Source organism: Aeromonas sp. 160P (genome assembly GCF_055193095.1).
This window is the reverse complement of record NZ_JBUXKV010000001.1, coordinates 4,192,275-4,217,347: the sequence shown is the minus strand read 5'-3', so window position 1 is coordinate 4,217,347 and position 25,073 is coordinate 4,192,275. Positions and strand designations below refer to the sequence as shown.

Here is a 25,073-nt window from a genome sequence, read left to right as displayed (position 1 = left end):
GTTTTTGTCTGCTAATAAAGTTAAGAGAGCAACAATAATGAAAAAAAATCGCATCACCCTTCTGCTTGCCGGCTTGATGCTGAGCGGCCACCTGTGGGCGGCCGAAGCATACGACATCAACAAATCCTATCCGGGCGGTAGCCAGGTCAACTACAACGGCCAGGTGTTCGAGGCCAAGTGGTGGGTCAACCCGGGCCAGACTCCCGGTATGGCGGCTGCCAACGAGTGGGATACCCCGTGGAAGCTGATCGGCGAAGGTGAAGTGACCCCGCCGGACAATGGCGACGGTGACGACAAGCCCACTCCGCCCACACCAACACCTACGCCGCCGGATGGCACCACAGCTCCTGTCTATATGAGCCAGGCAGAGCTGGATGCCAAAGAGCAGACGCTGACTGACTTCCCCGGAATGGAAGCGGTCAAGACATCTATCGCTACCCGCGACAATCTGGTGGTGGAAGCGGTGCAAGCGGGCCGTGCCGACAACCCGGATAACGTCAAGCTGGTGGAGAGCCTGCTCAGCGAGAGCCAGTTCAACTACCTGTTCCCGCTGCGTGCCCCCGAGTACAGCTATCGTGGTCTGCTGCAGGCGGCTGCCAAGTTCCCGGCCCTGTGCAGCAACTACAGCGATGGTCGCGATGCCGAGGCTATCTGTCGCAAGACCCTGGCGACCATGTTTGCCCACTTCGCCCAGGAGACCGGTGGCCACGAGAGCTGGCGTCCGGAAGCCGAATGGCGTCAGGCGCTGGTCTATGTCCGTGAAATGGGCTGGACCGAAGCGATGCGCGGCGGCTACAACGCCGAGTGCAGCCCCAGCGTATGGCAGGGTCAGCAGTGGCCATGCGGCACCTTCGACAATGGCGAGTTCAAGAGCTATTTCGGTCGTGGTGCCAAGCAGCTCTCTTACAACTACAACTACGGCCCCTTCTCCGAGGCGATGTTTGGCACGGTGCGCACCCTGCTCGACCAGCCGGAGCTGGTGGCTGACAGCTGGTTGAACCTTGCCAGCGCGGTGTTCTTCTACACCTATCCGCAGCCGCCCAAGCCTTCCATGTTGCACGTCATCGACGGCACCTGGCAGCCGAACGAGCATGACAAGCAGAACGGTCTGGTACCCGGTTTCGGGGTGACTACCCAGATCATCAACGGTGGCGTTGAGTGTGGCGGCAATGCCGAGCATGCCCAGTCCCAGAACCGTATCAACTACTACCGCGAGTTTGCCAACTACCTCGCCGTGCCGGTACCGGCTGACGAAGTGCTGGGTTGCAAAGGGATGAAGTACTTTGACAACGAAGGCGCCGGTGCCCTGCCTATCTATTGGGAGCAGGACTGGAGCTATGTGGCCGAGAATCCGAACGGCGGCAAGAGCTATGCGTGCAAGCTGGTGGGTTACCAGACCCGTTTCAGCGCCTTCAAGGAGGGGGATTACACCCGCTGCGTCCAGCACTTCTATCCCGAGCTGGTGATTGAAGATAATGGCGGTGGTACCAACCTGCCACCGGTGGCCAGCATCACAGGCCCGGCGCAGGCCGAAGGCGGCAGCAAGGTAACCCTGTCGGCGCAGCACTCCAGCGATCCGGAAGGCAAGCCGCTGGCGTATGCCTGGACCATTCCGGCTGGTGCTTCTGCCCCGGCACTGGATCAGGTCACGCTGGAGCTGACCCTGCCCAAGCCGGCCAGCGATACCAAGCTGGATATCAAGCTGATGGTGACCGATGAAGGGAACCTGAGCCGCAGCGCTAACCACGCTCTGCTGGTCAAAGGGGAAGAGGGGGGCGTAACCCCACCGGATGGTGACTACCCGGCCTACAAAGCGGGCACTCCCTATAAAGCGGGCGAGCGCGTCAGCAATGGCGACGCCAGCTACGAGTGCAAACCGCATCCCTACACCGGCTGGTGTTCCGGTGCAGCCTGGGCTTATGAGCCCGGCAAGGGAACCGCATGGAGCGATGCCTGGATTAAGTTGTGATCCGGCAATAAGCCAATGCAATAAAAGATGGGGCCTGCGGGCCCCATTCTTGTTTGGTGGAGTTCAGGTTTGGCCGAGGACTCTCTCTGGCCGGGACAGGACAGCACCTGATGGCGCTGCGATAGGATGTGTGATGTAGTTTTATTACTGTTATTTATGAAACACTTTCACGACTCACTTGCCGTAGCGAAAGTAGTATTCACGGGTGGACGGGGCATAGGCATCTTTCTCTACAATGCCGCTCTTGGTGGTTGCGCCCTTGAGGCGGAACAGGACTGCCAGATTCTCAAACATAGATTACCTCATCGCTCTGTCATTTATGGTTATGGTGTGTGATCTGGATCACGGTTTGATCCTATGGCTATCTGTGAGCTGGATCAACTTTTTATGTTGTAAATTTACCGAAATCATAGAAAGGGTTTTCAAATGCAACATTCTTTATGGAAAGGGTTTCTTGTTCATGGAGAGGGTTTATTGGGGTGATGAGGGCGAGTTTGTTGGCGCACCTGCAATATAAGGCAAGAGAACGGAAGCGTTGCATCGGAAAGGGGCCGGCTGCATAGGCTGCACTCTATCGCGGCTTGAGATCGGAGTTTGAGCCGATTTGTGACATAAAACAGAGAGATAGCATGCTCCTTGCTGGTAAAAACAGCGGACTGCTGCAATTTTGACTAAACGAATCAATGGCGGTTATTTTAGGGTTGACAGCAAAGCTCACGATGCCTATCATCCGCCTCCGTTGCCGGAGATAACTTCGTCAGCGCCGAGGTGAGTTGGGGTTATAGCTCAGCTGGGAGAGCGCTTGCATGGCATGCAAGAGGTCCGCGGTTCGATCCCGCGTAGCTCCACCAAATTCTCCTCGAACAATCTGGAATCAAAGGGGTTATAGCTCAGCTGGGAGAGCGCTTGCATGGCATGCAAGAGGTCCGCGGTTCGATCCCGCGTAGCTCCACCAGGTTCCTGATTGAAATGAAGTACCCAGGGCAGTGCGGTGTGTATCACCCAAGCCGACCTTTGTGGGGTTATAGCTCAGCTGGGAGAGCGCTTGCATGGCATGCAAGAGGTCCGCGGTTCGATCCCGCGTAGCTCCACCACTATTTGCAGTAACAGATGACGGGCCGCCAGAACCCGCTGTCTGAAAAAGAATTTGGGGTTATAGCTCAGCTGGGAGAGCGCTTGCATGGCATGCAAGAGGTCCGCGGTTCGATCCCGCGTAGCTCCACCAAATTCAGAATGACTTTAGGTCATTCACACAAATCGGGGTTATAGCTCAGCTGGGAGAGCGCTTGCATGGCATGCAAGAGGTCCGCGGTTCGATCCCGCGTAGCTCCACCAAATTCTTGTGACAAGAAACAAAAAGGCCACCGCATCGCGGTGGCCTTTTTGTTGTACGAAAATTTTATTTCTCCAGCCGAACAGTGTGGCCGCAGTGCTACCATATTGCATTCACACGTTCAGGAGGGCGGGTATCAATTATGGCAATTATCTCTAAGCACTATGCGCAGTTGGAAAGCGGCTACCGTGAAAAAGCCCTGAAACTCTATCCCTGGATATGTGGACGCTGCTCTCGGGAGTTCGTGTACTCTAACCTTCGCGAACTGACGGTTCATCACATCGATCACGACCATACCAACAATCCTGAAGATGGCAGTAACTGGGAACTGCTTTGTCTGTACTGTCACGATCATGAGCATTCAAAATACACCGAAGCTTATCAATATGGGTCAACGGTCGTTGCTGGCGAAGATGCCAAAAATGCTGCCGGTGGTGCGACCCATAACCCCTTTGCTGATTTAAAAGCGCGGATGAATAAGAAGTCGTAGAGGGATTGCTGACAGAATGGATTCATACCCCTTTGCGGGTCAGCTCCCTGTGGGTGGTGTAACAGGGACGCAGATGTTCCTGGCGTATGATTGAGCTAGGTGACCTAATTGTTATGCTGGCCGGCATCGTGTCTTCATCGGTTTCGAATGGAACTTTTCTATGCAGCGCATTCTTTTTGTTGAAGATGATCCCGAGATAGGCCAACTCATCAGCCGTTGGCTTGGTCGCCACGATATGGAGGTGATCCTCGAACCCAGAGGGGATATGGCACTGGCCCGGGTCGAGGCCGAACAGCCCGATCTGGTGCTGCTCGATATCATGCTGCCGGGGCAGGATGGCATGTCTCTCTGTCGGGATCTGCGGCCGCGCTTTGACGGCCCCATAGTGATGCTCACCTCGCTGGACAGCGACATGAACCAGATCTTGAGTCTGGAGCTTGGCGCCAACGATTACATCCTCAAAACCACCCCACCGCCGGTGCTGCTTGCCCGCCTGCGGGTGCAGTTTCGCCAGCACCAGCAAACATCAACCCAACCCGTTGCCATCAGCAGCGTTCCTCAGCAACTGCAATTTGGCCGATTGCACGTCGATGGACCGGGTCGGGATGTGCGGCTTGATGGCGAGAGCATTGCCCTCTCGACCGCTGACTTTGATCTGTTGTGGGAGCTCACTTGCCACGCTGGCCAAATATTGGGACGGGAAACTCTCTTTCGCAGCCTGCGCGGTCGGGAGTATGACGGCCAGGATCGCAGCATGGATGTGGCCATCTCCCGCCTGCGCCGCAAGCTCGGGGATGACCCCGACAACCCGACCCGGATCAAGACGGTCCGCCAGAAGGGCTATCTGTTCGTTCCCCACGCCTGGGAATAAACCTCTTTCGGGAGCACCGCCATGCGCCGTCTCTTTATCCAGTTCTATCTGTTGCTGATCGGCTGTTTTACCCTGGCCATCCTGCTGGTGGGCGTGGTCTATCAGGTGACTGCCGAGCGGGCGGGTGACCGCTACCTCGAGCGGATGTTGCAAGGTTCCCTTGGCCTGTTGACCAGCGAGTTAGCGAGAACTCCGCCACAGCGCTGGCCGGAGCGGCTGGCCGAGCAGAGCCGCCAGTTTACCCTGCCCCTCAAGGTCGGCAAACTGGCGCACCAACCACTGGCCAGCGAGGATCAGGCCTTTCTGGCCGCAGGGAACATCGTCATCGTCGAAGAGGATGACACCTTCCTGCAGCGTGTCCCCGATACCGATCAGGTGCTGATCGTTGGCCCGGTTCCTTATCTCTCCTATCTGCACGAACTCCACTGGGTCGATGTGGGGCTGCTGCTGGTGATCGGCCTCTCCCTCGGGCTGCCACTGCTGCTTTGGCTGCGCCCCCACTGGCGCGGCTTGCTCCAGCTCGAGCAAATCGCGCGCCGGGTGGGAGATGGGGATCTCTCCTGTCGTACCAACCTGCCGCAAGGCAGCAGCCTGGCCCGGGTCGGACGCACCTTCGATCAGATGACCGCCCAGTTGCAAGCGATGCTCGCTAGCCGCAAGCAGCTGACCGATGCCATCGCCCACGAGTTGCGCACCCCGCTGGTCAGGTTGCGCTATCGGCTTGCCATGCTTGACCCCCAACCCTCGGAGACCGAGCAGCAGGCACTGGAGCGGGATCTGGGGGCGCTGGACTCCCTTATCGAGGAGATGCTCACCTATGCCAGGCTGGATCGGCCCGAGCTGCCACTCAAGCTCGATGAGCTGGAACTGGTGGAGTGGGCGGAGCTCCACTTTGGAGACTGGCAGGCACTGCGCCCGGAGAAAGCACTGGCTTTGCAACTACCGCCCATCCAGATGCCCTGGTGCGGCGATCAACGGCTGTTGACGCGCGCCGTGGAGAACCTGATCGGCAACGCCCTGCGTTATGCCGAGAGTCGGGTCACCCTCTCGCTCTCCCGGTTGCAGGATCACTATCTGCTGGAGGTGAGTGACGACGGGCCGGGGATCGATCAGGCACTGGCCCCCCAGATCTTCGAGCCGTTTGTGCGCCTTGATCAGAGCCGGGATCGCCGCACCGGCGGCACCGGACTGGGGTTGGCCATCGTACGCAGCATTGCCCGTCATCACGGGGGCGATGTGGCGCTGCTGGCCAGTGACCGCGGCGCCCGCTTCTGCATCACCCTCCCTGTACATTTGGATACAAACCGTCACCAACCGCTCACTGAAGGACAGCCGCAACAGTCATAGGATGAAGTCATGGAGAAACGCTCCATAACATCAACCCGAATAAGGAAATTGAACATGAAAAAAATTATCCCCCTGACTTTGGCTGCCGTCTTCGCCCTCACCTCCGGTTTCACCATGGCAGCCACCCCGACCAAAGCAGCTGCACCGCAAGCCACCCAGACCAAAGTGGTGAAGAAACATCATAAAACCACTCACGCCAAAGCACCGGCGGTCAAAGTGGCTCCGAAAACCAAATAACAGCCCACCGCTCCCTGAAAGACGATCTGATCGGCACAGTAAGTAGTTAAGCGGAGAGATGACAAAGGGAGGCCTGATGCCTTAATGCCGATCAGTTAAGGATCCATTGACCGATCCTTCTGATGTGTGAAAATCCGAAACCTGTTGATTGGTTTCGGATTTTTTATGCGTATCGCTCAAGCTCTCGACTTCCTCCACGCCAGTAATGCCGCTCAGTTTGAGTCACTCTCCGACCTCATTCCCAACGAGCTCATCACCACTCTGCTCGGCGAAGAGGGCGTCGCTACCCTCCGCCGTCGCCGTATGCCCATGGAGCGACTGGTCTGGGCCATCATCGGCATGGCCATCTTCCGCAACGTCCCCATGACCCAGCTGGTCAATCAGCTCGATATCCTGTTGCCCGGTGACCGCCCCTTTGTCGCCCCCAGCGCCTTCCTGCAAGCTCGCCAAAAGCTCGGGGACAAGAGCATTGAGCGGTTGTTTCACGAGACCGCCTCGCTCTGGCACCAGCAGGCCAATCACCCCGGCTGGGCCGGGCTGCAACTGCTCGCCGTCGATGGCGTGATGTGGCGAACTCCCGATACTCCGGACAATGCCGCTGCCTTTGCCAAGCCCGGCACCCAGCATGGCGAGACCGCTTATCCGCAGGTACGCATGCTCTGCCAGATGGAGCTCACCAGCCACCTGCTTGTTCAGGCGGTCATGGAGAGCTGCGCCGTCAACGAGATGGTGTTGGCCGAACAGCTGGTCGCGCGTACGCCGAACCACTCGCTGACCCTGTTCGACAAGGGGTTTTACTCCCTCGGTTTGCTCCATGCCTGGCAGACCGCTGGCAGCGAGCGGCACTGGCTGCTGCCACTCAAAAAGGGCACGCAATACGAGGTGGTGCGCAAACTGGGGCGTCAGGATGTGCTGGTGCGTCTCAAAACCAGTCCACAGGCGAGAAAGAAGTGGCCGCAACTGCCAGAGGCGCTAGAAGCCCGCTTGCTGACTCGCACTATCAACGGCAAAGAGCGGCAAGTGCTGACCTCAATGGTCGACCCGATGCGCTTTGTGGGCGCCGATATCGTCGAACTGTATGGCCACCGCTGGGAAATCGAGTTGGGCTATCGGGAGATGAAGCACAGCCTGCAACAGCACCGGCTGACCCTGCGCAGCAAGAAGGCGGCGGGGATACGGCAAGAGCTATGGGGTGTGCTGCTGGCGTACAACCTGTTACGCAGCCAGATGGTAAAAATGGCGGCGAGCCTGAAGGGATACACGGCGAGTCAGCTGAGTTTTCACATGGCCTCGGTGTACCTCATCCATGAACTGAGCTGCATGTCGTATGTGTCGCCGGGGAATATCCCAGGACGCGTTGCGGAGCTGGAGAAACAGGCGGGCCAGTTTGTGTTGCCGGCCCGAAGGGATCGAAGTTACCCCCGCTGCGTGAAGCCAAGGCCACAGAAGTATGGAGTTAAAAAAACCAATAAAAACAATGCCAGTCAGGCTTAACTGACTGGCATTAGGCCTGATGCCTCCCTTTTCATCTTCTGCAACGACATCATCAGCCTCGTATACCGGGTTTGTTCCATGAAAAACATGATCGATATTCCATCTTGCGGCCCCCGAATCGACCATCTGGCACAGCGACACACCGCACCTTATCCCATATTGCCATGCATTACCGTAACGCTATAAAAATCAACTATTTGAATTAACAATAGGAACATGGAATGTGGCGTCATCTCGTTAAATGGTTAGGCCCTTTGTGCAGCTTGCTGCTGCTGGGCACCGCACTGACCGTGCTTTATCACCTGACCCATTCATGGCACTGGCATGATATTCGTGTCGCTATCTGGTCGCAGCCACTGCCCCTGTTGGCAGCCGCACTGCTATTGACCCTGTTCAGTTATGGCTGCCTCTGCTGCTACGATCTGCTGGCGCTCCACGCGCTGGGCAAGCAGCTCCCCTGGCAACAGGTCGGAATCACTTCGTTTATTGCCTACACCTTCTCCAACACCCTTGGCTTTGCCCTGCTGACCGGCACCTCGGTACGCTACCGGATCTACTCAAGCCTGGGGCTCGCCACCGGGGAAGTGGCCCGCGTGGTGCTGTTCTGCTCCATCACCTTCTTCCTCGGCTTGCTGGCTTGGGGAGGCGGCTCCCTATTGACCTGCGATGTGTCACAGTTGCTGCCAGAGTGGCCACTGTGGGCAGATACCTTGCTCAAGCTGGCTGGCGCCATGGCGCTGTTGCTGGTGGTGGCCTATCTCTGCTGGCCCCAACCCCGACTCTGCTGGCGGGAACACACCCTGACCCTGCCCGGATTCAAGGTGCGCTTGCTGCAACTGCTGGTTGCCCTGATCGACTGGATGGCAGCGGCCGCGGTGCTGTTTGTGCTGTTACCCGCCCAGAGCGTTCCATACCCCGTGCTGCTCAGTGCTTTCGTGCTGGCCAGCTTCCTTGGGGTGATGGCTCACGTGCCCGGCGGGATCGGGGTCTTTGAAGCGAGCATGAGTCTGCTGCTGGCCAATTATCTGCCAGCCGACAAGCTGCTCGCCTCGCTGCTGCTCTATCGCTGCATCTACTACGTGATCCCCTTTCTCTGCGCCTTGTTGCTCTTTACCAGTCAGGAGATGTTGCAGCAGAAAGTGCGCTGGCAACGGTTGCAGGGGATCATGAGTGCAGTGCGCGAGTTTCTGCCCGCCCTCATCAGCCTGGGCACTTTTGCTGCTGGCAGCCTGCTGCTCTGCTCGGGGATGATCCCCACCATGCGCAGCCGCATCGAAACGCTGCTGCAGGTGTTGCCACTCCATCTGCTGGAGCTCTCCCACATACTCGGCAGCGTGAGCGGGGTGCTGTTGATCCTGCTGGCCCGCAGCCTCTATCGCCGCCATGATGCCGCGTTTCGCATCAGCCAGTTGCTGCTGGTACTGGGGATGACCTTCTCCCTGCTCAAGGGGGGAGGCTGGGAGTCCACCCTGCTGCTCGGCAGCTTTCTGTTGATCATGACGCCCTGCCGCCCGCTGTTCTATCGCAAGGGATCCCTGCTGCATGCCCAGTTCACCCCGGGCTGGCTTGTCTCGGTCGGCGCCGTACTGCTGGGGGCCCTCTGGTTGCTGCTTTTTTCCTACCGTCAGGTGGAGTATGACCACGCCCTCTGGTTCCACTTCTCTCCCCACGGCGGTGCCGCTCGTGGCCTGCGCGCCATGGGCAGCGTGGTCGCCGTGCTGGCGGTGGTCGGGGTTGCACAGTTGCTGGCGCCGCTGCGCATCGTGGGCAACAAGCCGGATAAAGAAGCGCTGGCCCGCGCCCACGAGCTGGTGGTACGTGAAGGGGGGAACCACGGTTATCTGGCCCAGCTGAAAGATAAATCCCTGCTGTTCCACCCCGCCGGTGACGCCTTTTTGATGTATGGCATCGAGGGCAGCAGCTGGATTGTGATGGGGGATCCGGTCGGTCGCCCAGAGCTGATTGAGGAGCTGCTCTGGCAATTTCGGGAGCTGTGCGACGAGCACGACGCCAACCCGGTCTTCTATCAGGTCTCGGCCCGCTATCTTCCGCTCTATCTGGAGCTGGGGCTGATCCCCTTCAAGCTCGGTGAAGAGGCGATGGTGGATCTCACCACCTTCGATCTGGCGGGCAGTCGGCTGCGCAACCTGCGCCAGAGCCACGCCAAGGGCAAACGGGAGGGGCTGACCTTCGAGGTGGTCGAGGCGAGCGACGTGGCCGCACTGCTACCCAGACTGCAAACAGTCTCCGATAGCTGGCTGCAGAGCAAGATGGGCAAGGAGAAGGGCTTCTCGGTCGGCCGATTTGATCCCGACTACCTCACCCTGAGCCCGGCAGCGCTGGTGCGGTACGAGGGGCAGATCGTCGGCTTTGCCAACCTCTGGGTCAGCGATAACAAGGAGAGCCTCTCTATCGATCTGATGCGTTACAGCCTGGATAGCGGCACCGCTCCCATCATGGATTTTCTCTTCGTCGAGCTGCTGCTGTGGGGCAAGGCGCAGGGGTATGCCAGCTTCAATCTGGGGATGGCCCCCATGTCCGGTTTCAATGACCACCCGCTCGGCAGCTACTGGGATCGCCTCGGTAACACCCTGTTTATGCGTGGCAGCCGCTTTTACAACTTTCAGGGGCTGCGCCGTTACAAAGAGAAATTTTCGCCCCACTGGGAGCCACGCTATCTGCTCTGCAGCAGCAAGCTGGCGCTGCCCAGAACCCTGACTCACCTGATCACCCTGATTAGCCGCAGCCCGCTGGGGCTGATCAAAAAATAGGAGCATGGCCCATGAGAGCCTTGATTTTGCTGTTACTCAGTCTCGTACTGCCCATCTCGTCATTTACGGCGCAGGCCGCCCCGGTCAAGGATGATCTGAGCCTGATTGAACTGCCGGTTGGCCACCCCTCCGGCGCCCCGCTGGTGGTGTTTCTCAGCGGTGATGGCGGCTGGGCGGCCCTCGACAAGGGGCTGAGTACCCAACTGCAACAACACGGCATGCCGGTGGTGGGTTGGAGCTCCCTCAGCTACTACTGGAAGAAGAAAACGCCGGAGCAGGTGACCGCCGATCTGGCGCGGATCCTCGACGATTACCAAGCTCGCTGGCAACGCCCGCGCTGGCTGCTGGTCGGTTTTTCGTTTGGTGCCGAGATAGTCCCCTTTGTCATCAACCGGCTGCCGGAGCGCTATCGCCAGAGCCTGGAAGGGGCTGTGATGCTCTCCCCCTCTACCAGTTCGGACTTCGAGATCCACGTCAGCGACATGCTCACCCACAAGGCTCGCAGCTACCCGACCGAGCCGCAGGTCCAGACCATCCGTGGCCTGCCGATTCTCTGCCTGCAAGGGGCTGACGACGATGATGGCGACCGCCTCTGTCCGCGCCTCAACCAGGCCAATGTCACCACCGTCACGCTACCGGGAGGCCACCATTTTGAAGATGACTACCCTCAGCTCTATCAGGCCATCACCAAGCACCTCGCCCTGACGACACCCTGATCGGCAACCATGAAGAGGGGCGGCACTTGGCCGCCCCTCTTGCTATCTGGCAGTTGGCAAACGCCGCACGCCCACTCCCTTACCACCACCCAAGCAGGTTGCGCCCGGTTAGTGCGCCCCACACCAGCGCATTGAGCGCCAGTGCAATGAAAACGGCAGCGGAGCCCATGTCTTTGGCACGGCCGGAGAGTTCGTGATGCTCAGAGCCAATTCGATCAACGACCGCTTCAACAGCAGAGTTGAGGATCTCCACAATTAACACCAGCCAGCTGATGACGATCAGCAGCAATATTTGGTTAAGGCCGTCGCCAACGAAAAAGGCCAGCGGCATCAGTAACAAAATGAGCAGCAACTCCTGGCGAAAAGCCGCTTCATGCTGCCAAGCCGACGAGAGCCCTTTCATGCTGTAGTTGGTTGCATGAATGATGCGAGTGATCCCTGTTGCACCGGGTTTTGCCATTTCCTTTTCCTCTTTTCATGGTGAACACGCCCCTGCTGTATAGAAAACCTGAACCCTGGCAGGGGTGTTTACGTGACAAATTAAACAAATAGGGGGATGAAAAGGGGCGCATGATCGCCCCTTACAGGGTTTATTGCACTGTCCGGCACTGGCTGAAGATATCCAGCCCCTGATCGTAGACCGCCGTTTTGACATCCCAGATCCCCAGTACGGACGAGAAGAGATTGTCGTGGGAGTAGCGGGTATCAGTAGCCTTTTGCTGCAAACAGCTCATGTCCAGTCCCTTCTCTTTGGAGAAACCGGGAGACATCCAGACCTGCATCGGCACCCGGGTCTGGTCATCGGGGGCGAATTTGTAGGGTGTACCGTGCAGGTAGAGCCCCAACGCCCCCAGTGATTCGCCATGGTCGGAGACATAGATCAGCGCCGTGTTGTACTTCTCTTCATAGGTTTTCAGTTTGGCAATCAGCTCTGCGATCACGAAATCGGTGTAGCGGATGGTGTTGTCGTAGGTATTGACCAGCTCCTCATCCGTGCAGTTTTCGATGTCGCTGCGCGGGCAATCCGGCAAAAACTGACGATGGATATCCGGGTAACGTTTGTAATATGTCGGGCCATGGCTGCCGATCAGGTGGAAACCAACCAGCTTGTCTCCTTTCATCTGTGCCACTTCATCATCGAGGTTTTGCAGCACCACCTCGTCATAGCAGGTGGTATGGAATTTTTCCTGTGGTACTCCAAGCTAAAAACGACCAAGGGGTTGGCACCATGACGATGCCAACCCCTTGTTTTATATGGTGCTCCCGACTGGAGTCGAACCAGTGGCCTGTCCCTTAGGAGGGGACCGCTCTATCCTACTGAGCTACGGGAGCGTTGTGTGCCGGGCATTATACAAGAAGCAACTCCCTTTTAAACCCTTGATTCTTATTCCAATACTGCCAAATCCCCATTCTGGATGTTAAACGGCGAATATTTGTTCTGGCTGCTGATGATGGCGCCATCGTCGAATACCTGTACCACCTCGAACAGGCCGTCGGCCGGATTGCGCATCATGCGCGACTTGCCGTAGGGGTCGATGAAGTCGGCGTTGTGCTGGATGCGGAACTGGTCGCCGAGCTTGACGCCGTTGCGCCGTCCCAGATTGATGTAGGGGCCGCGCTCGTTCTGGCCGACCACCCGGGCGGTGACCGGGGCGCAGGTGAGCTGGGCCACCAGGTTCTGAGCGGCTTGCTGCAACTGGTAGTTGACCTCCTGGCCGTAGCTTGACTGCCAGAACTGGCCGCTGCTGCTGCCCACTTGCTCCCGCTTGCCAAAGGTCCAGGTGGCGCGCCCTTCGTAGACCTTGCGGTTGACCAGGCTGCCGTTGATGCCGTCGAACAGGTAGAGCTGCATGCGAAAGTTGCGCACCGGATCCTCATACCAGCTGGTCAGCTGGTTGCCCTGGGGCTCGATGGAGAGATCGTCGATGCTGCCGAGTACCAGATACTGGCTGTCGGTACGCAGGCTGAGCGCCTTGATCTCCTCAAGGGCGCTGCGATCCCCCTGTTGCAAGTGGAGCGGGTCGATGCGTAGGTTTTCATCCAGCCACTGGCGCACCGCGACCCCTTGCGGCGCATTGGCGAGGGTTTCGAACAGCCGGCGTGAGAGGTTTTCCGGCATGTCGTCCATGGCGCCATAGCTTGCCTGATCCGGATAGCGCATCCGCAGCCTGACCAGTGTCAAATCCTTGGCGAAGTGCTGGGTCTGGCAGATCTGGCGCTCGGCCTGAATGTCGGCCATCAGCGTGATGTACATGCGGCCGTTGCGCACCTCTTCCCGTTTGAGCCGGTACTGGCGAATATCGCCGCCGGAGCGGATCTGGATCTGCTCGGAGCGTAGGCTGCCATTTTCCAGCCGCTGAACGCTGGAGACAGCCGCACCGCTGGCCAGCAGGGCCTGACGCAGGGCGTCGCGGGTTGCCTGCTCGCGGGCATAGACTTCATCGCCCCCGATAATTGCGGCGCTGCCCTGCGCTTCGATAAGCTCGGCGCGGGCGCTCAGGCTGGCCAGCAGCAGGGTCAACAGCAGCGGTAATTTCATAGCAGATACCTTGAGTTGGCGGGCAGCCGCGCCACTTCCTGAGGAGATGACACCCACTGGCCGACATGGATCACAACACTTGCCGGGTGGCAGCGCACGGTTGCGCTGACGATGCTCATTAAAAAAGCAAGAATCATGCCTCATTCCTGACTCAAGCTTTGTCCGGCCGGTCCGATAACAAGTCAGGTGCAGATACAGGAAAGGTATCCATGAACAAACTCATCACGGCGTTGGCGCTTGCTCTGGCATTGACCGGGTGTGGCTCCGACCCTATCAATCGGGAGCAGGGTGACCCGCGCCAGGCGGCGCAGGGGATGGAGCTCAACTGGCTGGTGGCGCGCATGACCGATCAGCTGATGGAGCGCAAATCGCTTACCACCCTGACCGAGCCTATCGCGGTAGCCTCTTTCGTCGATCTCGATACCCTGCAGGACACCAACTGGATGGGTCAGCAGATTGAGGAGAGCTTTATCTACGAGCTTAACCGTCGCGGCGAGGTGGTGGTGGACTTCAAGCTGACCGGCAGCATCAAGGTGACGCAGCAGGGGGATTTCGTACTGAGCCGCAACTATAAGGAGCTCTCTTCCCGTTTGCCGATCTCCCGTATTCTGGTCGGTACGTTCAGCCGCAACAGCAAGGGGATCCTGGTCAACGCCCGCGTTATCGACATGCGCACCAAGATGGTGGAGACCACGGCCCAGAGTCTGATCCCGCAAAAATATCTGTTCGGCGCCAACAACTCGTTTGGCCGGGCATCGATCAATCGCGGTTATCTGATGCGTGACAGTCAGGCGAGGCCAGGCGGTCATCTGGTTAACCTGACCCCGTAAGGAGCGAGTCATGAAGATCCTGTTTGGTTGCCTGTTGGCCCTCTTGTTGACGGGTTGCAGCTACAACCGGGTGGTGGATTACACCCAGGGTGGCAAGCCCGATGATTTTCCGGTGCTCAAGGCGGTGGGCTATGCGGTGATCGACATCCAGCCCGGCCCCTCCCAGTCGGAGAAGATGCTGCAAGCCATTCGCGCCTCCAAGATGGATGCCTATCGTGAGCTGGCCGAGCAGCTCAATGGCCAGCAGGTGCGTGGCCAGAGCAGCTACCGCGATCTGACCCAGACTTCCAACTCGCTCGATGTGTCGGTGGCCGGTATGGTGCGTGGTGCCCGGGTGGTCGCTTCCTATCCGCGCGGCAACACCTACGCCACCGAGATGGAGCTCGATACCCGCGCTCTCTACAACATCAACCAGTTGATGGCCGGTCAGTTCTGAGTTGATTGCCTGACCTGAAAACAGGCATCAAAAAAAGGCGAGCATGGTGCTTAATGCCAGTCAGTTAAGCCTGACTGGCATTGTTTTTATTGGCTTTTTTAACTCCATACTTCTGTGGCCTTGGCTTCACGCAGCGGGGATAACTTCGCTCCCTTCGGGCCGGCAACACAAACTGGCCCGCCTGTTTCTCCAGCTCCGCAACGCGTCCCGGGATATTCCCCGGCGACACATACGGCATGCAGCTCAACTCATGGATGAGGTAGACCGAGGCCATGTGAAAACTCAGCTGACTCGCCGTGTATCCCTTCAGGCTCGCCGCCATCTTTACCATCTGGCTGCGCAGCAGGTTGTACGCCAGCAACACACCCCATAGCTCTTGCCGTATCCCCGCCGCCTTCTTGCTGCGCAGGGTCAGCCGGTGTTGTTGCAGGCAGTGCTTCATCTCCCGATAGCCCAGCTCGATTTCCCAGCGATGGCCATACAGTTCGACGATATCTGCGCCAGGGAAACGCATCGGGTCGACCATCGAGGTCAGCACCTGCCGCTCTTTGCCGTTGATAGTGCGAGTCAGCAAGCGGGCTTCTAGCGTCTCTGGCAGTTGCGGCCACTTCTTCCTAGCCTGTGGACTGGTTTTGAGACGTACCAGGGCATCCTGACGCCCCAGCTTGCGCACCACCTCGTATTGCGTGCCCTTTTTGAGTGGCAGCAACCAGTGACGCTCGCTGCCAGTGGTCTGCCATGCATGGAGCAAGCCGAGGGAGTAAAACCCCTTGTCGAACAGGGTGAGCGAGTGGTCTGGCGTACGCGCGACAAGCTGTTCGGCCAACACCATCTCGTTGACGGCGCAGCTCTCCATGACCGCCTGAACAAGCAGGTGACTGGTCAGCTCCATCTGGCAGAGCATGCGTACCTGCGGATAAGCGGTCTCCCCATGCTGGGTACCGGGCTTGGCAAACGCGGCGGCATTGTCCGGGGTATCGGGCGTGCGCCACATCACGCCATCGACGGCGAGCAGTTGCAGCCCGGCCCAGCCGGGGTGATTGGCCTGCTGGTGCCAGCCTGCGGCGGTCTCGTGAAACAGCCGTTCGATGCTCTTGTGGCCAAGCTTTTGGCGAGCTTGCAGGAAGGCGCTGGGGGCGACGAAGGGGCGGTCACCGGGCAAGAGGATATCGAGCTGATTGACCAGCTGGGTCATGGGGACGTTGCGGAAGATGGCCATGCCGATGATGGCCCAGACCAGTCGCTCCATGGGCATGCGGCGACGGCGGAGGGTAGCAACGCCCTCTTCGCCGAGCAGGGTGGTGATGAGCTCGGTGGGAATGAGGTCGGAGAGTGACGCAAACTGAGCGGCCTTGCTGGCGTGTAGGAAGTCGAGAGCTTGAGCGATACGCATAAAAAATCCGAAACCAATCAACAGGTTTCGGATTTTCACACATCAGAAGGATCGGTCAATGGATCCTTAACTGATCGGCATTAAGCATGGTGCTCGCCTTTTGTCATTCTGGTTTTGTCATTCAGGGCGGTTTAGCTCCCCATCAGCACCGGCGGCACTGCGGTGGGTTTGACATCCTCGCTCGGGTAGCAGCCAAGCACCTTGATATAGCGGGTGATCTTGGTCAGCTCCACCAGTGCGGCCTGCATCGCCGGGGTCTGCAGGTTGGCGGAGACATCGAGATAGAACATCTCTTCCCACGGGTTGCCCTGCACCGGACGGGATTCCAGCTTGGTCATGTTGATCTCGTGGCTGCGCAGCACCAGCAGCGCCTCGACCAGCGAACCCGGTTTCTGGGAGGTTGACATGATGAGGGTGGTCTTGGCAGGGATCTGCGGCGCCACGTCGATGGGCTTGCGTGCCACCACGATAAAGCGGCTGTAGTTCTCTTTCTGGTTTGCAAGATGTTCAGCCAGTACGTCCAGGCCATAGAGCTCGCCACCGGCGGCGCTGCCGATGGCGGCGGCCTCGGGGCTGGCCAGTTCTTTCACCTTCATCATGGCGCTGGAGGAGGAGTCGCAGATCTCGTGGCGCGCCCCTTCCAGCTTGCTCAGGTAGTGGGAGCACTGCTGGAACACCTGCGGGTGGGCATAGAAGGTCTTGATGCGACTCAGCTCGGTCGGCACGGCGGTGAGGATGCAGTGCTCGATGGGGTAGGTGAGCTCGCCAACGATGGAGAGGCTGGTGTGCTGCATCACGTCATAGACTTCGTTGATAGAGCCCGAGCTGGTGTTCTCGATGGGCAGCACGCCAAAGGCGGCGCGGCCTGACTCCACCGCATCCAGCACTTCGCGAAAATTTTGGCAGTTCACCTCGATCACCTGATCCTTGTAGCGGGCCAGATATTTGCGGGCGGCGAGGCTGGAGTAGGAACCGCGCGGCCCCAGATAGGCGACGCTGGTCATCGGCTCCTGCTGCTCCGGGTTGAGCAGGCTCTGCAGATAGGCCTGCTGGGAGAGTACAGAATCTTCGATGATGGTGTGGTAGATGCGGGTGATGTATTGGGCATCCAGCCCCAGCACGCGCCCTTTCTGGATCAGGGCGACCAGCAACTCCTGCTCCCGCTGGTGGTCACGGATGGGGCGGGGATTGGCCTGTTTGGCACGGGCCACCTCGATGCTGAGGGTCTTGCGTTTCGCCAGCAGGGCAAGCAGCTCCTGATCCAACCGGGTGATGTCTTGTCTGATCTCGTCGAGCGTTGCCATGATTGTTCCCTATCCAAGTAATCGATTGATATTAATGCAAAAAAAAGCCTCCGCTAAGGGAGGCTCGATTCGTCTTTGCTTGCTGCTCACATGACGACAGGCCTTCCCTCAAGTGGGCCGGATAAACGAGAAAGCAAAGAAGAATGTTGGCTGCATGGTCAGAATCCTGATTGTAACGCCCTAACCATTAAGGGATTTGTCGGTCTGATGCAAGTAAAACTTGCCCACGGGCGGGGATGGGGGCAGGGTATCCGGTTAAGAACGCGGCGTGTAAACGGGATATATCGATTCCGTTTGAATAACATTCAGAGGGTGAGGGAGGGGAAGCGGATGACCATTATTTTCGATCTGGGGCGGGTGGTGGTGAGCTGGGATCCGGTGGGCATAGTGCGTTCGGTGCGTGGCCCGCAAGGTGCCGAGCAGCTGGCGGAACAGCTCTTTAACCACCCGGACTGGCTGGAGGTGGACAGAGGCACCATGTCGCTGCATACCATGGCCCGGGAGGCGCAAGCGCGTACCGGCCTCTCGGCGGCGGAGAATCTGGCCATTTTACAGGCGGTTCCCGCATCGCTCTTGCCAGATCCCGCTATGCTGACCCTGATAGCCGGGCTGCACGGGGCGGGGCACACCCTTTATGCCCTCTCCAACATGGGTCACGCCAGCATCGATTGGCTGGAGCAGCATCAGGATTTCTGGCGCTTCTTCAGCGGCAAGGTGGTATCGGCGCGGGTGCGGATGATGAAGCCTGAGCCGGATATCTATCGCTATCTGCTGGTATCGTTCGATCTGACACCGGCAGAGTGCATCTTCATCGATGACAGTCCCGCCAACATTGCGGCCGCCGCGGCCCTCGGCATCAGGGGGATCGTCTTCACCGACGCGGCGAGTTGCCGCCAGCAACTGGGTGAGCTGGGCTGTTTGCCCACCACCGGCAAGGGGTGATGCCCCTGTGGGAGCACTATGGAGCATGGCCGGTTTCGCAACTGGTTGAGTCACTATCCCGAGGCGACCTTGATCATCGCCTGCAAGGATGGCAGCGGTTATCAGCTTTGCATCGAGGCGGAAGGGGAGAGCCTCTGCCTGACCGACAGCGAGGGAGGGCACCTGACCTTCACCTCGCTGGATCAAGCTCAGGGTTTTTTGCGGGCTCATCAGGTGTATCAGGCTCGTTTGCGAGTTTATGACGCTCAAAATGAAGATTTAGCGGCAGAATCACAGGAAATAACCATCAAGTTTTAATTTTAACCAGACTCTTTAAGGGTCTATTCAGCTAGTTTCCCCCACAATCGCGCACCTGTTCATCATCCGGAGCTGTTTAATGGGTGCCAATGTTGTTGTACTGAATCAGGGATATGATCACTCTTTTCAAGCCAGGGAACAGCTATTGATTGAGCGACTGGCGGGTTTTGACGAGCTGGTTGTCTCTTTTTCGGGACGGTTGGAATCCTGCTACAGCATCGATCTGTGCCGCGCCGCTGGCGTCAAGATCCACGCCATTACCCTCGATAATCCGACTCGCAGTCGCAGCGAAGTGGCCCGTGCCCGGCGTTATTGCCAGCGCTATGGCATCGACCACTGGATCGTCAAGAGCGATGAGATTGTCTTCTGTGATCGCCTGCCACACATGGAAGGATTGATCGATCCGGTTCGCCGCATTTATGAGCATGTGCAGACCCGTGCAGAGTGGTCTCACCTGCCGCTGCTGATCCCCGCTGCGGTGGAGGAGCGTGACGACTATCTGGCCCAGTTCGGTTCCCTGCCTGCCAATACCATCTGGTTCTTTGCTGACAACGGCTTGATGCGTCGCGATTATCGCTACGGCTTCAACAAACGCCAGCTCGGTCGCTGGGGCAAGGGGAGCAACGGTTGCCTCAGTAATCGCTTCGCCAATCCACGGCTGCTGGAGCAGCGCTATCTGCGGATGGTGGATCAGGCCGAGCAGATGCTGGCCGACATGGGGCTGGACGAGGCGCAGGTCTTTTTCCATACCCTGTGCGACTGCACCACCACCTTGGCCCGGGTGCGCCTGCCCGAGCATCAGCGTGCCCAGGCCTTTGATATGCAATCGGATATTCTGTCTGCCCTCAAGGGGACCGAGTTCGATCTGGTGACCCTGGATATGGCGCAGCAAGAGCGGCACGAGATCGCCATCTAGCCTGCAGGCGAGCGATGGGGGCGTCAGAACGTGAGTGCTGTCATAGGCAAGGGGCGACGGGACTGTTTATACTGTCGCCCTTTCACCCGTTACCGAGCTTCGCCCTATGAAACCCTTCTCCCGTCTGCTGATTGCCCTGTGCCTCTCACCCGTGCTGGTGCAGGCCGCCCCTCTATCTCAGGTGACGCTGCCCGATGGCCGGCAGGTTCAGCTCAACGATGACTTTACCTGGGAGTATTTGGTGGTCAAACCGGCAGACCCCGTGCAAGGCGTAGCGGCTGATGGGAAGGTAGGGGCCGTGGTCGCGGTAGCTGCCCCGGTACTGACCGATCAGGCCAAGGCCAATCCGGAACTGCTTGCCCAGATGGCGCGCGACGGCGTGCTGGTCAAGCTGGACAAGATCGAGGGATCTGACCCGCTGGTGCTGACCTTTATGGTGAGCAATAGCGGCAACCGCAATGTGGTTGGCGTGCGCGGCATGGTGACCCTGTTCAGCGCTGACGGTGTGCAGCTGAGCCGTCAGGAGGCCCGCTTCTGGGTCGCCGAGAACCGCCTGCCGGAGACCTATCTGCGCAAGGGGCAAGCCCGTCCGTCGCTGGCCATCGAGATCCCCCGTCCTGCCGGATTGACCGGTCAGCCGCTGGTGCGGGTCGAAATTGACGAGGTAGTCTTCCGCTGATTTTTTGCTGTTCCGGCCCATGCAAACCGTTTGGGCCGGCAACTTGTTGCCGCTGACACCCGCTGCAATATCTGCTTACATCTGACATGGTTCTGCAACAGCTTGCAGCTCGGCAAGCCGGGAACCTGGCCGCACAATGACTCCATACCAGCTCGCTAGCAACGGGCCCAATCACATGGAGTTATTATCATGAAAAAAGCAACAGTCTCTCTTCTGGTTCTGGCCGGGTTTGCCTCTACTTCCGCCATGGCGCAGGATGCCTTCAGCTATGCCAAGGGTTCCGCCACCTGGGCGCACACCAAATCCGACTATCTGAACAACAGCGTGCTGTTCCCCCGTGATGCCAGCAATCAGGGCACTCGCGATTTTGGCGGCGTGACGCTGGATCTCTCCAAATCGTTCGCCAACAACTTCTACGGCCGTCTGCTTTCAGAGGGCACCTCTGCCCAGCACGGCAATGACAGCATGGGGATCGGCAGCCTGGGTATCGGTGTCTTCACCCCGCTCAGCACCGGCCTGAACCTCTACGGTGAAACCGGTCTGATGGGTTACACCATGGAGCGCGAGCAGGCCTATGACGTCAAGGGCTGGGATCTGGTGAGCCGCAAGAGCAGCGGCAGCATGTACGGTGAAGTGGGTCTGCGCTACGACATCGGCGCCATCGAGCTCTCCACCGCCTATCGCTACGCCAACATGACTGACGATATGCACGACTTCAAGGTGGGCGGTGCCTACAAGCTCAACCAGAACTGGGCGCTGACTGCCGACTACACCTATCGCAACTGGGATCTGCAAAAAGGCTCCATCTCCAGTCTGGGTGTGAAGTACAGCTTCTGATTTTCCTTCCTGTATTCCGTAGTGTCTTGATGTTTACCCATGGCGTTTGCCATGGGTTTTTTCTTTTTCCGGTGATCCCTTTTTTCTCCTTGTGTCGTATCAGTCGCAAATAGTTATACAACTTCCATTTCTTTGTATAACTGCTATAACTGAATCAGTACTTATACAAGGAGTGTCATCATGTACAAGATTAAAGTCGGTATCAGTGCCTGCCTGCTGGGACAAGAGGTGCGTTTCGATGGGGGCCACAAGCGCTCCAGCTTCTGCGAACGGGATCTTGGCGCTCACTTTGACTATCACCCCGTTTGTCCCGAGATGGCCATTGGTCTGGGGGCGCCCCGTGCCGCCATCCGGCTGGTCAAGCGTCACGGCGAGATCCGCGCCGAGGCGAGCAATGGCAGCTTCGATGTCACCGAAAAGCTGATTGCCTTCAGCGAGCAGAAAGCCCGCCAGCTCGACTTTATCTCCGGCTATATCCTCTGCGCCAAATCCCCCAGCTGCGGCATGGAGCGGGTCAAGGTTTATGGCGCCAACAACGAGGGGAGCGCCAAGGAGGGGATCGGCCTGTTTGCCAAGGCGTTGATGGAAGCCAACCCCCTGTTGCCGGTCGAAGAGGATGGCCGCCTGTGCGACCCTATCCTGCGGGAGAACTTCGTGCTGCGGGTCTTTGCCTACCACGACTGGCAGCAGCTCTGCGCCCGTGGCATCACCGCCGCTGCGCTGGTTCGCTTCCACTCCCGCTACAAGTATCTGGTGCTCTCCCACGCGACAACTCATTACCGGGCGCTCGGCAAGCTGCTCGGTAATCTGGGCAAGGCCACCAATGTGCAGGAGGTGGCCGACAGCTACATCAAGGGATTGATGACGGCGCTGACCCTGCGGGCTAACCGCCGCAGTCATACCAATGTGCTGATGCACCTGCAGGGCTACTTCAAGCGGGTGCTGACCCCGGCCCAGAAGCAGGAGCTTGCCGATACCATCGACAAGTACCGCACCGGCATCTTCCCCTTGCTGGTGCCGCTCACCCTGATCCGTCACTACCTGCGCGAGTACCCCAATCCCTATCTCGCCGAGCAGGTGTACCTCAATCCGCACCCCGATACGCTCAAATTGCGCTACGGGCTCTGACAATACTGTTTTGTGCGGCCGAGCAGGTCTATCTCGACCTTCATCCCAACACGCTCAAGCTGCGCTACGGGCTCTGAGAATGCTGTTTTGTGCGGTCGAGCAGGTCTATCTCGACCTTCATCCCAACACGCTGAAACTGCGTTACGGGCTCTGAATCTGTTCTGTTACCCCGGTGCAGGCCCTGCACCGGGAAGCTCCACCCCTCTGTTTGATGGACGTTGTCATGTCTGATTTATCGCAAGAAGTTGCTCCTCTGGCTGATGAGGGGATCCACCCCATTCGCGAGGTCTCCCGCCTCACCGGCGTCAACGCCGTGACCCTGCGCGCCTGGCAGCGCCGCTACGGTCTGGTGCAACCGGCCCGAACCGAAAAGGGCCACCGCCTCTACAGCGAGCAGGATATTCGCCAGATCGGCGAGATCCTGAGCTGGCTGGATCGGGGGGTGAGCATCGGGCAGGTGAAGGGGCTCTTGAGCGAACCCCACGCCGAGCCGGTGAGCGATCACTGGCAGCAAACCCTGGAGCAGTTCAGTCAGGCGCTGCTCGCCTTTAACCAGCGCAAGGCAGAAGCCGAGCTTAACGATCTGCTGGCGAGCTACCCGTTCGAGCTGGTGCGCAGCCGGATTCTACAACCGCTGCTGGAGCGGCTGCAGGGGCTGTGGCGCGAGCGGCCCGATGGCGAGCTGCTGCAACAGGTGTGGCTGGGCTGGCTCCATACCCGCTTCGCCCGCCACCTGATTGAGCAGGAGAAGGGCGTGCCAGTCACCTTGGCAAGCTGGGGACAAGTCGGCCCCCTCGATCTGGTCTGGGCCGCTTACGAGCTGATCGGTCAGGGCTATGAGGTGCAACTGCTGGGAGCGGCCCTGCCGCACCATGCCAGCTTGCTGGAGGGGCGCGCCGTCACTCCCTGGCTGGTGCTGCTGGGGGCGGGGCTCGGCAAGCAGGAGCTGGCCGCCGGGTGGCCCGCCGGCACGCATCTGTTTGGCGAGCTGGGGCGCCTCTACGATGGTGATTGGCTGCAAGCCCACGGCTGGCAGGCGAGCCTTGCCGAGCTGATGGCAGACGTACCTGCTGCGGCTGGCGCCAGCGCACGCGGGAGGAAAAAGTCATGAAGCTGGTCTGGTTGCGCAATGATTTGCGCCTTGCCGACAACCCGGCGCTGCGTGCTGGTTGTGGCAAGAGTGCCTGCGCCGGTGATGAGCCGGTCGCCGCGCTCTTTATCATCTCCCCCACCCAGTGGCGACAGCACAAGATGGCACCCATCCGTCAGCGCTTTATGCTGGCGCAGGTGGATGAATTGGGCCGTGAGCTGGCGGTCCTCGGCATTCCGCTTCATCTGCTGCGAGTGGAGACCTTTGCCGAGGTGCCCGCGGTGCTGGCAGACCTCTGCCGCGAGCAGGGGGTGACCCGGCTCTATGCCAATCAGGCCATCGAGATCGACGAGCAGCGCCGCGACCACGCCGTCACCGCCGCGCTGGCTGAGCAGGCGGTGAGTTGCCACTGGCTCAACGGCTGCTGCGTGTTACCGCCGGGGCGGGTGCTGACCGGTTCGGGGGAGATGTTCAAGGTCTTCACCCCCTTCAGCCGCGCCTGGATCAAGGCTCTCGATGAGGAGGGGTTTGTCATTCATCGCGCCCCTGCGTCCCGTGGCGAGCCGTTACCGTGGCAGCCGCTGGCCGAGCGGGCGTGGGTTGATGAAGCGCTCGGCGAGCTGACGGCAGATCCCCGCTGGCCGGTGGGGGAGGCGGAAGCCTTGCGCCGTCTACACGCCTTTTTGGAGCAGGCGGTGCTCGACTATGGCGAGACCCGGGATTTTCCTGCCATCGCCGGCACTTCCGTACTCTCCCCCTATCTGGCGGCGGGCATCATCAGTCCCCGTCAGTGCGTGGCGGCGCTCCAGCAGCGGCTTGGCTATCGACCCCAGACCAAGGCCCAGCCAGGTTTTGTCTGGCTCAACGAGCTGGTCTGGCGTGAGTTCTATCGCCACCTGCTGGTGCTGATCCCTACCCTCTCGATGAATCGTCCCTTCAAGCCCGAGACGGCGGCGCTGCCGTGGAGCTGGGATCCGGATGCCTTTGCCGCCTGGTGCGAAGGACGCACCGGCTACCCCATCGTCGATGCGGCGATGCGCTGCCTCAACGCCACCGGCTGGATGCACAACCGGCTGCGGATGATAGTGGCGAGCTTTCTCACCAAAGATCTGCACATTCACTGGCGGCTGGGGGAGGACTACTTCATGAGCAGGCTGATTGACGGGGATCTGGCGGCCAACAACGGTGGCTGGCAGTGGGCGGCGGGTACCGGCGCCGATGCGGCGCCCTATTTTCGGGTCTTCAACCCCACCACTCAAGGGCAACGATTTGATCCACAAGGGGAGTTTATCCGTACTTGGGTAACTGAACTTGCCGATACTCCCCCGCCTTATGTGCATCAGCCCCATGACTGGCTACGACTCAAGGGGCGACAGGATTATCCGGCACCCATGGTGGATCACGCGGTTGCCCGGGTGAGAGCCATCGAGATGTTTCGAAATCAGGAGAAATAG

23 protein-coding genes, 6 tRNA genes, 1 pseudogene and 1 other annotated feature are annotated in these 25,073 nt (G+C 59.1%); of the genes and pseudogenes, 23 read left to right on the top strand and 7 right to left on the bottom strand.

The features are described from left to right. The first annotated feature begins 37 nt into the window (after window positions 1-37). The 13 genes from ACY8FN_RS19590 to ACY8FN_RS19530 all read left to right on the top strand — a co-directional run bounded on the left by ACY8FN_RS19590 (window position 38) and on the right by ACY8FN_RS19530 (window position 11,228). Window positions 38-1,969 (top strand): glycoside hydrolase family 19 protein, encoded by a 1,932-nt coding sequence (locus ACY8FN_RS19590; RefSeq protein ID WP_463100960.1) that lies wholly within the window; start codon window positions 38-40, stop codon window positions 1,967-1,969. A 775-nt stretch (window positions 1,970-2,744) separates the two neighbouring features. Beyond that, a tRNA-Ala gene (locus ACY8FN_RS19585) sits at window positions 2,745-2,820 on the top strand. A 28-nt stretch (window positions 2,821-2,848) separates the two neighbouring features. Further along, window positions 2,849-2,924: transfer RNA gene (locus ACY8FN_RS19580), tRNA-Ala, on the top strand. A 63-nt stretch (window positions 2,925-2,987) separates the two neighbouring features. After that, window positions 2,988-3,063, top strand: a tRNA-Ala gene (locus ACY8FN_RS19575). A gap of 55 nt (window positions 3,064-3,118) precedes the next feature. Beyond that, window positions 3,119-3,194 (top strand) — tRNA-Ala (locus ACY8FN_RS19570). 34 nt (window positions 3,195-3,228) lie between these two features. Beyond that, window positions 3,229-3,304 (top strand) — tRNA-Ala (locus ACY8FN_RS19565). A 140-nt stretch (window positions 3,305-3,444) separates the two neighbouring features. Continuing rightward, window positions 3,445-3,792, top strand: coding sequence for an HNH nuclease YajD (gene yajD / locus ACY8FN_RS19560; RefSeq protein WP_042021689.1), 348 nt, complete (start codon window positions 3,445-3,447; stop codon window positions 3,790-3,792). A gap of 160 nt (window positions 3,793-3,952) precedes the next feature. Beyond that, the gene (gene rstA / locus ACY8FN_RS19555; protein ID WP_463100959.1) at window positions 3,953-4,663 is read left to right on the top strand and encodes a two-component system response regulator RstA; all 711 of its coding nucleotides are present in this window, start codon (window positions 3,953-3,955) and stop codon (window positions 4,661-4,663) included. A 21-nt stretch (window positions 4,664-4,684) separates the two neighbouring features. After that, on the top strand, window positions 4,685-6,010 hold the full coding sequence (gene rstB, locus ACY8FN_RS19550) for a two-component system sensor histidine kinase RstB (RefSeq protein ID WP_463100958.1): 1,326 nt from the start codon (window positions 4,685-4,687) through the stop codon (window positions 6,008-6,010). A gap of 54 nt (window positions 6,011-6,064) precedes the next feature. Beyond that, window positions 6,065-6,247, top strand: a complete 183-nt coding sequence (locus ACY8FN_RS19545) for a hypothetical protein (RefSeq protein WP_162515534.1) — start codon at window positions 6,065-6,067, stop codon at window positions 6,245-6,247. A gap of 165 nt (window positions 6,248-6,412) precedes the next feature. Then, entirely contained in the window at window positions 6,413-7,741 is a 1,329-nt protein-coding gene (locus tag ACY8FN_RS19540) for an IS4 family transposase (RefSeq protein WP_463100957.1), read from the top strand. A gap of 221 nt (window positions 7,742-7,962) precedes the next feature. Next, a complete protein-coding gene (mprF, locus tag ACY8FN_RS19535; protein ID WP_463100956.1) occupies window positions 7,963-10,512 on the top strand; it encodes a bifunctional lysylphosphatidylglycerol flippase/synthetase MprF in 2,550 nt (849 codons plus the stop codon). An 11-nt stretch (window positions 10,513-10,523) separates the two neighbouring features. Next, entirely contained in the window at window positions 10,524-11,228 is a 705-nt protein-coding gene (locus ACY8FN_RS19530) for an AcvB/VirJ family lysyl-phosphatidylglycerol hydrolase (RefSeq protein ID WP_463100955.1), read from the top strand. Window positions 11,229-11,307: 79 nt separating this feature from the next. On the opposite strand, the gene ACY8FN_RS19525 is transcribed toward ACY8FN_RS19530, so the two are convergent. The 5 genes and pseudogenes from ACY8FN_RS19525 to ACY8FN_RS19505 all read right to left on the bottom strand — a co-directional run bounded on the left by ACY8FN_RS19525 (window position 11,308) and on the right by ACY8FN_RS19505 (window position 13,904). Next, window positions 11,308-11,688, bottom strand: a complete 381-nt coding sequence (locus ACY8FN_RS19525; protein ID WP_463100954.1) for a diacylglycerol kinase — start codon at window positions 11,686-11,688, stop codon at window positions 11,308-11,310. A 130-nt stretch (window positions 11,689-11,818) separates the two neighbouring features. Beyond that, a pseudogene (locus ACY8FN_RS19520) lies at window positions 11,819-12,400 on the bottom strand (phosphoethanolamine transferase); the annotation flags it as partial. A gap of 83 nt (window positions 12,401-12,483) precedes the next feature. After that, window positions 12,484-12,560, bottom strand: a tRNA-Arg gene (locus tag ACY8FN_RS19515). A gap of 52 nt (window positions 12,561-12,612) precedes the next feature. Next, complete coding sequence (locus ACY8FN_RS19510) at window positions 12,613-13,767, bottom strand: flagellar assembly protein FlgT (protein ID WP_463100953.1); 1,155 nt, start codon at window positions 13,765-13,767, stop codon at window positions 12,613-12,615. Further along, window positions 13,764-13,904 (bottom strand): hypothetical protein, encoded by a 141-nt coding sequence (locus ACY8FN_RS19505; RefSeq protein ID WP_463100952.1) that lies wholly within the window; start codon window positions 13,902-13,904, stop codon window positions 13,764-13,766. Before ACY8FN_RS19505 ends, ACY8FN_RS19510 begins: the two co-directional genes overlap by 4 nt. A 72-nt stretch (window positions 13,905-13,976) precedes the next feature. On the opposite strand from ACY8FN_RS19505, the gene ACY8FN_RS19500 reads away from it, so the two are divergent. Both ACY8FN_RS19500 and ACY8FN_RS19495 read left to right on the top strand, forming a co-directional pair. Further along, window positions 13,977-14,597: a FlgO family outer membrane protein gene (locus tag ACY8FN_RS19500; RefSeq protein ID WP_162517171.1), complete on the top strand. Its 621-nt coding sequence runs from the start codon at window positions 13,977-13,979 to the stop codon at window positions 14,595-14,597. Window positions 14,598-14,607: 10 nt separating this feature from the next. After that, window positions 14,608-15,033, top strand: coding sequence for an LPP20 family lipoprotein (locus ACY8FN_RS19495; RefSeq protein WP_101316234.1), 426 nt, complete (start codon window positions 14,608-14,610; stop codon window positions 15,031-15,033). Between the two features lie 64 nt (window positions 15,034-15,097). Here ACY8FN_RS19495 and ACY8FN_RS19490 read toward each other — a convergent pair whose 3' ends face one another. Continuing rightward, window positions 15,098-16,426 carry an IS4 family transposase gene (locus ACY8FN_RS19490; protein ID WP_463100951.1) on the bottom strand — a complete coding sequence of 443 codons (1,329 nt, stop codon included), beginning with the start codon at window positions 16,424-16,426 and terminating at the stop codon, window positions 15,098-15,100. 131 nt (window positions 16,427-16,557) lie between these two features. After that, window positions 16,558-17,730 carry a prephenate dehydratase gene (pheA, locus tag ACY8FN_RS19485; protein WP_098968738.1) on the bottom strand — a complete coding sequence of 391 codons (1,173 nt, stop codon included), beginning with the start codon at window positions 17,728-17,730 and terminating at the stop codon, window positions 16,558-16,560. Between the two features lie 38 nt (window positions 17,731-17,768). Continuing rightward, window positions 17,769-17,890: a sequence feature (Phe leader region), on the bottom strand. A gap of 170 nt (window positions 17,891-18,060) precedes the next feature. On the opposite strand from pheA, the gene ACY8FN_RS19480 reads away from it, so the two are divergent. The 8 genes from ACY8FN_RS19480 to phrB all read left to right on the top strand — a co-directional run bounded on the left by ACY8FN_RS19480 (window position 18,061) and on the right by phrB (window position 25,073). Next, window positions 18,061-18,672, top strand: a complete 612-nt coding sequence (locus tag ACY8FN_RS19480; RefSeq protein ID WP_463100950.1) for an HAD family hydrolase — start codon at window positions 18,061-18,063, stop codon at window positions 18,670-18,672. A gap of 18 nt (window positions 18,673-18,690) precedes the next feature. Beyond that, the gene (locus tag ACY8FN_RS19475) at window positions 18,691-18,969 is read left to right on the top strand and encodes a DUF6482 family protein (RefSeq protein ID WP_139691393.1); all 279 of its coding nucleotides are present in this window, start codon (window positions 18,691-18,693) and stop codon (window positions 18,967-18,969) included. Window positions 18,970-19,048: 79 nt separating this feature from the next. Further along, complete coding sequence (locus ACY8FN_RS19470) at window positions 19,049-19,885, top strand: adenine nucleotide alpha hydrolase family protein (RefSeq protein WP_139691394.1); 837 nt, start codon at window positions 19,049-19,051, stop codon at window positions 19,883-19,885. Between the two features lie 106 nt (window positions 19,886-19,991). Continuing rightward, on the top strand, window positions 19,992-20,564 hold the full coding sequence (locus tag ACY8FN_RS19465; protein WP_139691395.1) for a DUF3157 family protein: 573 nt from the start codon (window positions 19,992-19,994) through the stop codon (window positions 20,562-20,564). A gap of 189 nt (window positions 20,565-20,753) precedes the next feature. Further along, on the top strand, window positions 20,754-21,401 hold the full coding sequence (locus ACY8FN_RS19460; RefSeq protein ID WP_101346380.1) for an autotransporter: 648 nt from the start codon (window positions 20,754-20,756) through the stop codon (window positions 21,399-21,401). 180 nt (window positions 21,402-21,581) lie between these two features. Next, entirely contained in the window at window positions 21,582-22,529 is a 948-nt protein-coding gene (locus ACY8FN_RS19455) for a YbgA family protein (protein ID WP_463100949.1), read from the top strand. A 223-nt stretch (window positions 22,530-22,752) separates the two neighbouring features. Next, entirely contained in the window at window positions 22,753-23,640 is an 888-nt protein-coding gene (locus ACY8FN_RS19450; RefSeq protein ID WP_463100948.1) for a MerR family transcriptional regulator, read from the top strand. After that, complete coding sequence (phrB, locus tag ACY8FN_RS19445; RefSeq protein ID WP_463100947.1) at window positions 23,637-25,073, top strand: deoxyribodipyrimidine photo-lyase; 1,437 nt, start codon at window positions 23,637-23,639, stop codon at window positions 25,071-25,073. Before ACY8FN_RS19450 ends, phrB begins: the two co-directional genes overlap by 4 nt.

Excerpts from the sequence above, each read along its gene's own strand:
- ACY8FN_RS19460 (WP_101346380.1), top strand. The coding sequence starts at position 20,754 with ATGAAAAAAGCAACAGTCTCTCTTCTGGTTCTGGCCGGGTTTGCCTCT.
- mprF (WP_463100956.1), top strand. The coding sequence starts at position 7,963 with ATGTGGCGTCATCTCGTTAAATGGTTAGGCCCTTTGTGCAGCTTGCTG.
- ACY8FN_RS19525 (WP_463100954.1), bottom strand. The coding sequence starts at position 11,688 with ATGGCAAAACCCGGTGCAACAGGGATCACTCGCATCATTCATGCAACC.
- ACY8FN_RS19490 (WP_463100951.1), bottom strand. The coding sequence starts at position 16,426 with ATGCGTATCGCTCAAGCTCTCGACTTCCTACACGCCAGCAAGGCCGCT.
- ACY8FN_RS19475 (WP_139691393.1), top strand. The coding sequence starts at position 18,691 with ATGGAGCATGGCCGGTTTCGCAACTGGTTGAGTCACTATCCCGAGGCG.
- ACY8FN_RS19470 (WP_139691394.1), top strand. The coding sequence starts at position 19,049 with ATGGGTGCCAATGTTGTTGTACTGAATCAGGGATATGATCACTCTTTT.
- ACY8FN_RS19495 (WP_101316234.1), top strand. The coding sequence starts at position 14,608 with ATGAAGATCCTGTTTGGTTGCCTGTTGGCCCTCTTGTTGACGGGTTGC.
- rstB (WP_463100958.1), top strand. The coding sequence starts at position 4,685 with ATGCGCCGTCTCTTTATCCAGTTCTATCTGTTGCTGATCGGCTGTTTT.
- ACY8FN_RS19480 (WP_463100950.1), top strand. The coding sequence starts at position 18,061 with ATGACCATTATTTTCGATCTGGGGCGGGTGGTGGTGAGCTGGGATCCG.
- ACY8FN_RS19530 (WP_463100955.1), top strand. The coding sequence starts at position 10,524 with ATGAGAGCCTTGATTTTGCTGTTACTCAGTCTCGTACTGCCCATCTCG.
- ACY8FN_RS19540 (WP_463100957.1), top strand. The coding sequence starts at position 6,413 with ATGCGTATCGCTCAAGCTCTCGACTTCCTCCACGCCAGTAATGCCGCT.
- pheA (WP_098968738.1), bottom strand. The coding sequence starts at position 17,730 with ATGGCAACGCTCGACGAGATCAGACAAGACATCACCCGGTTGGATCAG.
- ACY8FN_RS19505 (WP_463100952.1), bottom strand. The coding sequence starts at position 13,904 with ATGATTCTTGCTTTTTTAATGAGCATCGTCAGCGCAACCGTGCGCTGC.
- ACY8FN_RS19510 (WP_463100953.1), bottom strand. The coding sequence starts at position 13,767 with ATGAAATTACCGCTGCTGTTGACCCTGCTGCTGGCCAGCCTGAGCGCC.
- ACY8FN_RS19465 (WP_139691395.1), top strand. The coding sequence starts at position 19,992 with ATGAAACCCTTCTCCCGTCTGCTGATTGCCCTGTGCCTCTCACCCGTG.
- ACY8FN_RS19455 (WP_463100949.1), top strand. The coding sequence starts at position 21,582 with ATGTACAAGATTAAAGTCGGTATCAGTGCCTGCCTGCTGGGACAAGAG.
- phrB (WP_463100947.1), top strand. The coding sequence starts at position 23,637 with ATGAAGCTGGTCTGGTTGCGCAATGATTTGCGCCTTGCCGACAACCCG.
- yajD (WP_042021689.1), top strand. The coding sequence starts at position 3,445 with ATGGCAATTATCTCTAAGCACTATGCGCAGTTGGAAAGCGGCTACCGT.
- ACY8FN_RS19590 (WP_463100960.1), top strand. The coding sequence starts at position 38 with ATGAAAAAAAATCGCATCACCCTTCTGCTTGCCGGCTTGATGCTGAGC.
- ACY8FN_RS19500 (WP_162517171.1), top strand. The coding sequence starts at position 13,977 with ATGAACAAACTCATCACGGCGTTGGCGCTTGCTCTGGCATTGACCGGG.
- rstA (WP_463100959.1), top strand. The coding sequence starts at position 3,953 with ATGCAGCGCATTCTTTTTGTTGAAGATGATCCCGAGATAGGCCAACTC.
- ACY8FN_RS19450 (WP_463100948.1), top strand. The coding sequence starts at position 22,753 with ATGTCTGATTTATCGCAAGAAGTTGCTCCTCTGGCTGATGAGGGGATC.
- ACY8FN_RS19545 (WP_162515534.1), top strand. The coding sequence starts at position 6,065 with ATGAAAAAAATTATCCCCCTGACTTTGGCTGCCGTCTTCGCCCTCACC.